Source organism: Archaeoglobus sp. UBA230 (genome assembly GCA_002507545.1).
GTDB lineage: Archaea > Halobacteriota > Archaeoglobi > Archaeoglobales > Archaeoglobaceae > Archaeoglobus.
Genome location: DAVR01000038.1, coordinates 34616 through 45041 on the forward strand (window position 1 = coordinate 34616; position 10426 = coordinate 45041).

The following is a 10426-nucleotide window of genomic DNA, read 5'->3' on the forward strand; positions in this document are numbered from 1 at the left end:
TCATCACCACCTGAATACGGGATCGTTCTCGTAGTTGAATTCCTTAGGGGGTCTTCTTCCGATAAAGTCTGCCCAGTAGCAGATTACACCCTCCTTTAAAAGTTCTTCAATTTCCTCCTCGCTCAAACCAAGAAGCTTTTTGAAGATGTATCTATTGTGATAACCCACAGATGTACCGACCCACTTTATTCTTCCCGGTGATTTGCTGAGCTTTGCCGGGCTTCCTGCTGCAACCATTCTCTCGTATATAGGATCATCGAAGATCCAAACACTTTTCCTTGCTCTGAGATGCTCGTCCTCGTAAACCTGCTTGCTATCCCTCACCTCTCCTGCGGAGAAGCTATACTCTCTTGCCAGCTTAAGTATCTCGTCGAGAGTCCTCTGTTTACACCATTCAGCTACGATCCTGTCTATCTCATCCGCATTCTCTTTCTTCAACCTCTGAGATGCTTTGGAGAATCTCTCGTCCTCCATTAGGTCCTCCCGTCCCATTGCTCTGCAAAGCCTCCTGAATTCCTCTGTTGTTAGGGTTGAGATTACAACAAGCTTACCGTCAGCGGTCTCATACATGTTTGCTGGAGCTATACTCGGATCTCTGTTTCCTATTCTCTTCCTGTCCTCTCCCTTCAGGTGTGTGTAGGTGAAAACAGAGCCCATCACCCTCGGAAACGTCTCAACCTGAGCTACATCGATGTACTGCCCCTTTCCGGTTCTCTCTCTGTAGTAGAGGGCTGCAAGAACCGACATAAAGCCTGCAGTTGCTGCAATCAGGTCTCCGGGATAGGAAGGGAGTCTAAGTGGAACTCTGCCTTCGTAACCGCTCACAGCAGCGGCACCACTCATTGCCTGACCACTGGCATCAAAACTTGGCCAGTTCCACCTCTCTCCCCACTGTCCGTAGCCGCTGAGGGAGAGATAAATCAGGCGTGGGTTCACTTCCCTTAGGTATCTGTAGCTAAGTCCAAGCCTGTCCATCGTTCCCGGCACGAAATTTTCGAGAACGACGTCACTCTTTTTTACAAGCTTCAGAAAAAGTTCTTTCCCCTTGGGATGCTTAAGGTTGAGGGACGTGAAATATTTATTTCTCTGGCACCAAAGCACAGCGCTCGATGCATCTTTCCAGAACTTGGCCCATGCATCCACACTTCTAACAAAATCGCCCATGCCCGGTGGACTCCCTGGCATCTCAATCCTTATCACCTCAGCCCCAAATTCCGCCAGAAGAGAACCAGCTTCCGGGCCAAAGAGAACCACAGTCAGGTCCAGAACCCTTACACCTTCAAGAGGTTCGGGTTTCTCGAATATTGTCTCAGGACTGAACTCTCGTTCTGCCCACTCGAAATACTCAGACATATCTGAATATCTGTAATACTAAAATATAAAATTTGTTCAAAATGGCATGCTATATGTAATCAAACGCTGTAATTATTCCGATTAGACGAAAGAGTAATGATTATTTATTGGTAGTTTGGTATAGGGACTTGGTATAGAGACTGGGTCTTTCCAGTTCAGGCAGTGCTACTTTTGCTCAGTTCTTCTTTATGTTCAAGTCAGAATCTTTCAATTTTATCCTATCTCTCAACCCGAAAATTCGTTTCCGGATCAAGATAGAAGCTTTCACTAACAATGGCAAACTCCTCAACATGCCGTCACTAAGGTGACTCATAAATTCTTTTAGAGGGATAAAAAACGTTTGGAGTACCAATTTATGATGGTAATTAGTATAATATTATAAGAAAAATATTTATATTTGTTAATTCTTGTAGAATTTATGAAGGTGCTGATTTTTGCTCTCCTCATTTGCTTTGCAATCTCTACAGCCAGTGGATTTGAAATAGTTAAGCAGTGTGGTAAAGGCTACATCGCAGATTTGGGGAATGGAAAGTATCTGATGCACCTTGAAGGCAACCCTTACGAAATGGGGTATCAGCAAGGCTGCCTCGCTCCTGAAGCGGTGCAAAAGATGACAAAGGAGTTTGTAAAGTCAGTTCTGGAAGGATACGACATTCCTGAGAATATCATCCCCGGATTGATAAAATTGGGGAAAGAAATTGCAAAGGAGAACGAGAGGTATATTCCTTCAGAGTTCATAGAGGAGATGAGAGGAATTGCTGATGGGGCAAGAGATCAGGGGTATGATGTCAGCTATGAGGATGTTCTTCTACTTAATCTGGGATTTGATGTTGTTTTGAGTGTCGCCTATCCAATTGCTACACCTATCGTCGCTTGGCAGGATAAGAAGGGTATAGCGTGTGACGGTTTTGTTGCGATGGACGATGCAACTTCTGATGGGAGAGTGCTGATGGGCAGGAGCTTCATGTTCAATCCTGAGGTCTTTCACGAGGTTGCCATGCTGATTGAACAGTATCCTAATAGGGGACACAGATTTGTAAGCGTTTCAGCACCGGGATTTGTTGGGGTTACCGCAGCCATGAGTTCTGCTGGAATAGCAATTGGTATGGATATGGTGCCAGCCATGAACACAAAGCCCTTTGTTTCAGGAATGGGTTGTTTACTCACAGCGAGACAGGTTGTGCAGTATGCTGATGAGCTGAGCGATGCGGTGAATATGATCAAAGGCTCAAAGAGAGGTGTACCATGGCTTTACGTCATCGGAGATGGTCAGGGAAGAGAGAAGGGGGGAGCAGTGGTCGAGGTGTCAGCAGATAAATTTGCGGTGAGGTATATGGATTATGAGTATCCATCATGGGCAGAGAATCTAAATCTGCCAAAGCAGATAGAGGATAAGGACGATCTGGTCGTCTTGGCTAATCACTACATAGTTCCAGAGATGTATTCTACCGTCAGCTACGCAATCAAAGATTCACTCTGGAGATACAAAACTCTCACAAACCTGATTCTTCAGAACTACGGATCAATTGATGTGGAAACAGGGAAGGAGCTTGTAGACTATCTACACCCACCGAACTACGGCTACTATGGGCAGGATGAGAACATTCCGGTCGGCGCATCGCGCACACTCTTTGACCTCACAAACCTTGAGTTCTGGAGTCTTTACGGCATGTATTCCGATCCTTGGGCAAACTGGCAGCTAAGGCAGGAGGGTTTAGTTACTGGGCTTGATAAGGCTTGGAAAGATACTGAAGGTAGAGTAGCCGGGCCGAGCTGGAAACCTCTGAACTACGGTTCCCCGATAATTGACAAGGAGAAACTTCTTGATGCAGAAGAAGTGCAGAAACTCCTGTCTGTTGATGGCAACTACGTCGAACAGTGCGAGAAGGCCTTTATTGGTGATCGAGATTATGCCGTCCAGCACTTCAGGTTCAATGTGAATCATGACACTGCAAGGGTAACTCTCTTCGCAGATGACCAGAACGACGGGCTTGAGATATATGCGTGGAATTACAACACCAACGACTGGCAGAAGGTCTATGGTAGAGTTTACCCGAAGGGTTTGGAACGTATCATTTTCACAGTAAGCAGTGACTTCATAGAAGACGGGAAACTCGACATCGTGCTGATTTCAGAAGCAAAATGGAGGTTCGGCATGATCTACGATAAGGCTTGTGTAAGGGTTGACTACGTGAGTGTAACATAATTTTTATTTTCTTTCTTGCTCAACATTATGTATTGCCTTTGTGCAGCTAAATTCTCTTACCAAAATTTTTTGCAAGTGTAAGAGCGAAGCCAACAGCCTTCTGAACATCTGGGTCTCGAAGGTTTTTCACTGCATCCATCATGCCCATTGGCTCATAAACCATTGACTCTTCGAGTGCATCCAAAAGCCTTTTTATTACTTTAAAAACCCTCTCATCAGCTGACAGAAGCAGATTAAAGAACATCTCAAGTTTGGAGGCTATCTCGCTCATCTCTTCTGGTGATAAAGGAACTCTCAACTCTGAAAGCTTTACGATTTCATCCAAAACTCCCTTCTTTTCCAAAACAACCAATTTTTCGATAGCGTTAATTATTTCATCGTGATTCTCAACAACCTTCTCAAAAATCTCGTAGATAGCTTCGGCAGCCTTAGATATCCCTTCAGAAGACATTCAGGCACCCTTTAAAAATATAAGAAAATTAGGCTCTCTTCTTTTTCTTAATTACTTCTTCAAGTCTCCTTTCAAGGGGCTCCTCGTGAGTATAGGGACACATGAGGTAATGTTCAACAGCCTTCGCAATTGCATCTTTTGTTGCACTTTCACCCGTCTTTCTTTTAAGTTCTTCAAGCACGTTTTCCGGCAGCACAGTTTGAGCATGAACGATTTTTACCATCACTACCACCTATCATTATTATGAACACCACAATATTTAAGGTTTTCTCATTATCACCATATTGCAATTACATTTCTGTTACCTCTTATTTCCCCTAACCATAGCCACCTTACCTGTCCTCGCAAGCTCCTTTATACCATACTGCCTCATCAGGTCAATGAAGGCATTTACTTTGTCTTCATCTCCCGTAACCTCAATTATGAAGCTATCTCTCGAAACGTCAACGATCCTCGCCCTGAAAATGTTGGTGAGTTCAACAATTTCTCCTCTCCTCTCAGGAGGTGCGTGAACCCTAATGAGGCAAAGTTCCCTCTCCACCGACCCTTCGGAGATTTCACTAACTTTTATCGTCTCTATAAGCTTGTTCAATTGCTTTGTGACCTGTTCAACAACTCTATCATCACCCTCTACAACAATAGTCATTCTTGAAAGGTCATTCCTCTCGGTTGTGCCGACAGTCAGACTTTCAATGTTGAAACCCCTTCTCCTGAACAGAGAAGCCACCCTTGCCAGAACACCCGGCTTGTTCTCAACAAGGACAGCTATTGTGTGCCTCATAACCTCCACCTCACTCTTCATCTATAATCTCATTCAGTGCCGCTCCCGGTGGCACCATGGGGAAGACGTTTGCCTGGTAGTCTACTCTGAAATCAATCACAACAGGAGCGTCAATATCCTTTGCCTCCTTCAGTGCATCGTCAACATCCGAAGGGCTCTCGACGGTCATGCCAACTGCCCCAAAGCCCTTGGCTATCGCCTCAAATCCAGTTTTCTCACATCCAATGCATGTTGCCGAGTATCTCTCTTTGTAGAACAGTTCCTGCCACTGCCTGACCATCCCTAAATAGCCGTTGTTTAGTACCAGAACTTTAACGGGTATCTCGTATTTCACACATGTCGCCAGCTCCTGTATGTTCATGAAGAAGCTCCCATCCCCCGCAATATCTATAACCGTCTTTTCGGGAAATGCAACCTGTGCACCCATCGCAGCTGGGAAGCCGAAGCCCATCGTTCCGAGTCCACCACTCGAAATGAACTGTCTCGGATACCTGACTTTGAAAAACTGAGCCGCCCACATCTGGTTCTGTCCCACTTCAGTTGTAACTATAGCATCGGGCATAATCTCGCAAACCCTCTCGACGACATACTGTGGCTTAAAGCCATCTGGACTGTATTTCAGCGGATACTTTCTTCTCCATTCGTTAACCTTATCCTCCCATGCCTTCCTTTGCTTATATTGGATATACTTTTTCAGCCTCGCCAAAACCTTCTTCGCGTCACCCACTATGGGCACATCAACCATCACATTTTTCCCTATCTCGGCTGGGTCAATATCTATGTGGACTATCTTGGCATCAGGAGCAAATTTCTCAAGGTTTCCTGTGGTTCTATCACTGAATCTGCAGCCAACCGCTATGATTAAATCGCTCTCACTGACCGCATAATTCGCGTATTTTGAACCATGCATCCCCACAAAGCCCAAACACAAGGGATGGTTTTCGGGAATTGAGCCTTTGCCCATCAGCGTTGTAACAACAAATGCGGGGATCGTTTCAGCCAGCTCAACGAGCTCTTTTGACGCATTGGAAATTATCACTCCTCCACCTGCGAGAATAATAGGTCTCTCTGACTCCATCACCAGCTCAGCGGCCCTCTTTATCTGCTTAGGATGTCCATCTGTTTTAGGCTTGTATCCGGGAAGTGAAATCCTTTTCGGGTAGTCAAATTCAATGTCAGCAAGTGTAACGTCTTTGGGTAGATCAACCAGAACTGGTCCAGGTCTGCCGGTTGCAGCTATATAGAAAGCCTCTTTAACGGTTCTTAACAAATCTTTTGGATTTGTAACCAAGTAATTGTGTTTTGTAACTGGCATCGTTATACCCGAAATATCTGCCTCCTGAAAGGCATCATTACCGATCAAACTTGTCGGAACCTGCCCCGTAAAGACCACAATTGGAGAAGAATCCATGTAGGCGTTAGTTATGCCCGTTACAGTATTTGTTGCCCCTGGGCCAGAGGTGGCGAAGGCAACACCAACTCTTCCACTCGCCCTCGCATACCCATCTGCAGCATGCGTGGCTCCCTGCTCGTGTCTCGTGGTTATATGCTGTATCCCGGAATCGTAGAGTGCATCGTAAACTTCGAGTATCGCACCTCCCGGTATGCCAAAGACGACCTCAACACCTTCCATCTCCAGAGCCTTAACAAGCGCGTCAGCAGCACGCATTTAAACCCACCTCAACTACCTTTAGAAAAGAATTACAAGCTCTACTACTACGAGTTCGGTTGGAAAGACCTTGTGCATTACTCCTTCCATCATCATCCGCTATAAAAAGTTTTGGTTTAAGAACTGTGGACTTATTTGGTCGCCCTCTTTGGGAAGGATAAAGATATCACGATATGATTAATCCTATAAAATAAGATTATGTCTGAATAATAGGAAAATATTTAAATACTATGCATTAACCTAAAATACATGAACAACATCGAAAAAGCGATAAAACTTCCACGTAATAAGATCGAAGAAATCAAAGGAAAAAGGTTAAGGAGCACTGTGAAGTATGTTTATGACAACTGTGCTTTTTACAGGCGCCTTTTTAAGGAAAAGGGGGTTGATGTCGAATCAATAAAGTCCGCTGAGGATATCACCAAAATTCCATTCACGACCAAACAGCATTTGAGGGAAGCATATCCACTGAAAATGTGTTGTGTGCCAAAGGAGGAAATTGTGAGGATTCAAATGAGTGGAGGGACGACAGGACAGCCGGTAATCATCCCTTACACTCGCAGAGATGTTGAGCAGTGGAAGGAAATGCTCCTCAGAGCCTTTCACATTGCCAGAATAACCTCAAAGGATGTGATCCAGATAACTCCTGCCTTCGGACTGTGGAACGGTGGATTCGGATTCCATTTTGCTGCTGATGCTATAAACGCCTTTGTCATTCCTATCGGTGCGGGAAACACGAGGAATCAGGTTAAGTTCATGGTTGACTTCGGTACAACTGTTCTCTGCGCTACGGCAAGCTATCCGCTGAGGATAGCTGAGGTGGCGGAGGAAATGGGGTATGATCCACCAAAACTGCCAGTTGAGAAGATGCTGCTTGGGGCTGAACCGTGGAGCGATGAAATGAGAAAGCAGATTGAGGAAACTTTCAACGCTAAAGCTTTTGACATCCCCGGTTTGACAGAGATGGGGGGAGTTGGGACTGTTGGCTTTGAGTGTCCCCACAGAAACGGGTTGCATGTTTGGGAGGACAACTACATTGTTGAGATAGTTGATCCTGAAACTGGAGAGCCTGTGGAGGATGGTGAAGAGGGGGAGATTGTTTACACATCTCTTAACAGAGAGGCGATGCCTCTGCTGAGATACCGCAGCGGTGAGGTCTCTGCAGTGGTATCGAGGGAAAAGTGTGAATGCGGAATTGAGCACATGACGATAAAGAGGATAAGGGGAAGAACGGACGACATGGTGATTTATAAGGGCGTCAAATTCTATCCAAGTGATGTTGAACAAATTCTTGCTTCATATGGGGTGAGGCATTACAGGATTGAGGTTGGAGACGGGATAAAGGTAATTTTTGAAGGTGAAAACGGGCTTGTTAGTAAAATAGCGAAGGACATAAAGGAATTTCTCGGGTTTAGTCCGAGGATTGAAGCCGTTAGGAATAGAACTCTTGAGAGGTTTGAGGGTAAGGCAAAAAGACTTGTGAGGGGGTGAGAGAGGTGGTAATCTCTGCGGTATATGCTGCGTCTATAATCTTAATGGCAATTGGTTTCGGAGCAGCAGTATTGAGAGCGAGGAGATTGGTATGATAATCGAAGGGGTGTTGACTGCTTACCTTATAGCAGTCATACTCATTGGTCTCTATGAGTACAGGAGGACGAAAGGCATTCTTGATTTCTATCTTGCGGGAAAGAGGCTTGGAGCACTGATTGTGAGCTTCTCTTTCTTCGCTACTTACTTCAGCACTGCTGCTTTTCTCGGTGGCGGTGGATTTGGTTTTCTTGCAGGTTTCCAGTGGTCGGCTTTCCTGACCTTCTTTCACATTCTGTTTGCGATTCTTGCTTGGATGGTCATAGCACCACCGATGAAGAAGATTGCGGACAAATACGGTGCATTGACGATTCCAGAGCTTTTTAGAAACAAATTAGGAGTTATGAGCCAGATAATAGCTGCGCTGATCATTTTGGCTTTCTTCGAGCTTTACATGGTCTCGATATACAAGGGTGCGGGAAACCTTTTGCAGGTCATGCTCTCCATTGACTACACGACAGGGCTGGTTATCACAGCTGTCGTTGTAACCATTTACACAGCAATCGGAGGCTTCAGAGCAGTTGTCATGACCGATCTAATTCAGGGGGTTATCGTGCTCGTAGGTGGAATTGCCTTGTTTGTAGCTTTGATCTACAGCTTGGGTGGCTTGGGTTCGGCGATTGAGGCTCTTTCCAGCACACAGATATTTGGAGGAATGGATGGCAGGGTGTTATTTGAGTTCGGCAAGCTTGCTCCGCCACCGATAATGAAGGCTGGCATGGTCGTGCCTTTTATACTCAGCCTGACCTTCGCCATAAGTGTTGCACAGCTTGCAAGCCCTCAACTCGTTGTTAGATTTGTGGCTGCGAGAGACGAGAGGGTTATAGCAAACGGAATGGTCCTCACTCCGCTCATAATAGGGATATTTGCAATTTGCGTATTCAGCATAGGCCCATTTGGATGGCTCGTAATTCCAAAGTACACCGATGACGTTATGCCATTCCTGAAAGATACTGACTTAGTCGTCCCGTTCATAGCCATGAAGCTGTTTCCCGTTGGAATCAACGCTTTACTGTTGACAGCAATAATAGCTGCTGCTATGTCTACGATAAACTCCTTGGTGCATGTAGTTGCAACCTCATTTGTGCGCGATTTCCTCCAGAACGTCAGAAAGCTTTCAGACAGTACTGCCCTGACCATTACACGAATTGCGGTTTTTGTATTTGCATTAATTCCGCTGATATTTGCCGTAAATCCTATGGGTCTGATTGTTGAGATAGTTGGGGTGAGCTTTTCGGTCATAACTGCTGCATTTCTCGTTCCTCTACTTGCAACGCTTTACAGTGAGAGTCCAAATCGCACTGCAGCGTCAGCATCCATGATTGCTGCAGTGGTAACTTGCATTCTGTGGTATTTGATATACTATAGAGTATACTGGATATACCCAGTCATCCCCGGTCTCGTTGCTTCAATAGTGGTTTATGCAGCATTCAGCTTAGCTCTTCCGAAACCTGCAGAGGTCGAAGCGTAATCACTATCTCTGTTTTTCTATCTTTTAGCATTTCTACTATCTCTCTGTTTATGTCTCTTGCAGCCTTCGTTGAGGATACAAGCAAAGTTCTTGGACAAACGTAACCGCTTTTTCTAATCACAACATCAGTTGGATGGTTTAGAGTCAGTTTCTCACTACCGTAGCCTGTCAGGACATCTTTAAGCCCATAGTCAGGGAGGAAAATTTCAATTTCAAATTTCAAGCCTCTCTTCAGTGATACCTTCAGCTCTTCAGGTATGTCCCTCAAGCCCTTATCTGCATTCACTCCAATAATGCAGTCTCCTCTTGGTGTGACCTCCTTTTCCTTCGTAACCTCAAAAGTGGTTTTATGTTTAGCACTTATATTTTCATGTCCTTGTGCAAAAATTTTAAACATGAAAAAAGAAAAATTATTACTTCTTAGCAAGAGTAATCTCAATTGCTGAGACGTTTACGGTTCCCTGCTCACTGTCAATCTGCTCGGTTGAAATCTGAATGTCCTTAACTTCGACATCTGGCAGGAAGCGTTTTCTGACTATCTCTGCCACATCTACAGCTCTGCTTATGGCCCTCCCTCTTGCTTTAATTGATACTTCCGTCGCACCGCTGTTGAACTGCGTCAACACGGCCAGCACGTAATTCATCACAGGCTTGTTCCCAACAAACACCGAATTCTCTGCCATTTTCTCGACCCCCTTTTATTTTTTGTGGAGGAGAGAACGATGAGAGTTATATTAAATTTTCTGTTGTCTCGTCAAGTTTACCCATATTCAGCGAAACCAACTCAGAGGAGTTTATTACACTGTATTAAAGTTTTGCATCGGAAGATCATTAAGGACGGGTAAAGTTTGAAAACAGTTTTTAACCCCAGAATAGTTCGCATAATATGAAACCCCTCATGGAACACG

Annotated in this window: 10 protein-coding genes; 3 read left to right on the forward strand and 7 right to left on the reverse strand. The window is 44.9% G+C overall.

The window, feature by feature from the left end; genetic code table 11:
* Nucleotides 1–3: 3 nt before the first annotated feature.
* Complete coding sequence (locus BP688_RS11535) at nucleotides 4–1353, reverse strand: CaiB/BaiF CoA transferase family protein (RefSeq protein ID WP_290623330.1); 1350 nt, start codon at nucleotides 1351–1353, stop codon at nucleotides 4–6.
* A 418-nt stretch (nucleotides 1354–1771) separates the two neighbouring features.
* Here BP688_RS11535 and BP688_RS11540 point away from each other — a divergent pair, with 418 nt between their 5' ends.
* Nucleotides 1772–3559, forward strand: a complete 1788-nt coding sequence (locus tag BP688_RS11540; RefSeq protein ID WP_290598263.1) for a C45 family autoproteolytic acyltransferase/hydolase — start codon at nucleotides 1772–1774, stop codon at nucleotides 3557–3559.
* Between the two features lie 46 nt (nucleotides 3560–3605).
* On the opposite strand, the gene BP688_RS11545 is transcribed toward BP688_RS11540, so the two are convergent.
* The 4 genes from BP688_RS11545 to BP688_RS11560 form a co-directional block, all read right to left on the reverse strand.
* On the reverse strand, nucleotides 3606–4010 hold the full coding sequence (locus BP688_RS11545; RefSeq protein WP_290598262.1) for a helical membrane plugin domain-containing protein: 405 nt from the start codon (nucleotides 4008–4010) through the stop codon (nucleotides 3606–3608).
* 28 nt (nucleotides 4011–4038) lie between these two features.
* Nucleotides 4039–4233, reverse strand: coding sequence for a DUF5371 family protein (locus BP688_RS11550; protein ID WP_290598274.1), 195 nt, complete (start codon nucleotides 4231–4233; stop codon nucleotides 4039–4041).
* A 78-nt stretch (nucleotides 4234–4311) separates the two neighbouring features.
* A complete protein-coding gene (gene ilvN, locus BP688_RS11555; protein ID WP_290598261.1) occupies nucleotides 4312–4791 on the reverse strand; it encodes an acetolactate synthase small subunit in 480 nt (159 codons plus the stop codon).
* A gap of 10 nt (nucleotides 4792–4801) precedes the next feature.
* On the reverse strand, nucleotides 4802–6460 hold the full coding sequence (locus tag BP688_RS11560; RefSeq protein ID WP_290598260.1) for an acetolactate synthase large subunit: 1659 nt from the start codon (nucleotides 6458–6460) through the stop codon (nucleotides 4802–4804).
* 249 nt (nucleotides 6461–6709) lie between these two features.
* Here BP688_RS11560 and BP688_RS11565 point away from each other — a divergent pair, with 249 nt between their 5' ends.
* Nucleotides 6710–7951: a phenylacetate--CoA ligase family protein gene (locus BP688_RS11565; protein ID WP_290598259.1), complete on the forward strand. Its 1242-nt coding sequence runs from the start codon at nucleotides 6710–6712 to the stop codon at nucleotides 7949–7951.
* Nucleotides 7952–8042: 91 nt separating this feature from the next.
* Complete coding sequence (locus BP688_RS11570; RefSeq protein ID WP_290623329.1) at nucleotides 8043–9518, forward strand: sodium/proline symporter; 1476 nt, start codon at nucleotides 8043–8045, stop codon at nucleotides 9516–9518.
* On the opposite strand, the gene BP688_RS11575 is transcribed toward BP688_RS11570, so the two are convergent.
* Nucleotides 9478–9915 carry a DUF371 domain-containing protein gene (locus BP688_RS11575; RefSeq protein ID WP_290598257.1) on the reverse strand — a complete coding sequence of 146 codons (438 nt, stop codon included), beginning with the start codon at nucleotides 9913–9915 and terminating at the stop codon, nucleotides 9478–9480. The two genes, BP688_RS11570 and BP688_RS11575, sit on opposite strands and share 41 nt — an antisense overlap.
* Before the next feature lie 16 nt (nucleotides 9916–9931).
* Nucleotides 9932–10201, reverse strand: a complete 270-nt coding sequence (albA, locus tag BP688_RS11580; RefSeq protein ID WP_290598256.1) for a DNA-binding protein Alba — start codon at nucleotides 10199–10201, stop codon at nucleotides 9932–9934.
* Nucleotides 10202–10426: the final 225 nt, after the last annotated feature.

Coding starts and splice junctions, on each gene's coding strand:
- BP688_RS11535 (WP_290623330.1), bottom strand. CDS start 1,353: ATGTCTGAGTATTTCGAGTGGGCAGAACGAGAGTTCAGTCCTGAGACA.
- BP688_RS11540 (WP_290598263.1), top strand. CDS start 1,772: ATGAAGGTGCTGATTTTTGCTCTCCTCATTTGCTTTGCAATCTCTACA.
- BP688_RS11545 (WP_290598262.1), bottom strand. CDS start 4,010: ATGTCTTCTGAAGGGATATCTAAGGCTGCCGAAGCTATCTACGAGATT.
- BP688_RS11550 (WP_290598274.1), bottom strand. CDS start 4,233: ATGGTAAAAATCGTTCATGCTCAAACTGTGCTGCCGGAAAACGTGCTT.
- ilvN (WP_290598261.1), bottom strand. CDS start 4,791: ATGAGGCACACAATAGCTGTCCTTGTTGAGAACAAGCCGGGTGTTCTG.
- BP688_RS11560 (WP_290598260.1), bottom strand. CDS start 6,460: ATGCGTGCTGCTGACGCGCTTGTTAAGGCTCTGGAGATGGAAGGTGTT.
- BP688_RS11565 (WP_290598259.1), top strand. CDS start 6,710: ATGAACAACATCGAAAAAGCGATAAAACTTCCACGTAATAAGATCGAA.
- BP688_RS11570 (WP_290623329.1), top strand. CDS start 8,043: ATGATAATCGAAGGGGTGTTGACTGCTTACCTTATAGCAGTCATACTC.
- BP688_RS11575 (WP_290598257.1), bottom strand. CDS start 9,915: ATGTTTAAAATTTTTGCACAAGGACATGAAAATATAAGTGCTAAACAT.
- albA (WP_290598256.1), bottom strand. CDS start 10,201: ATGGCAGAGAATTCGGTGTTTGTTGGGAACAAGCCTGTGATGAATTAC.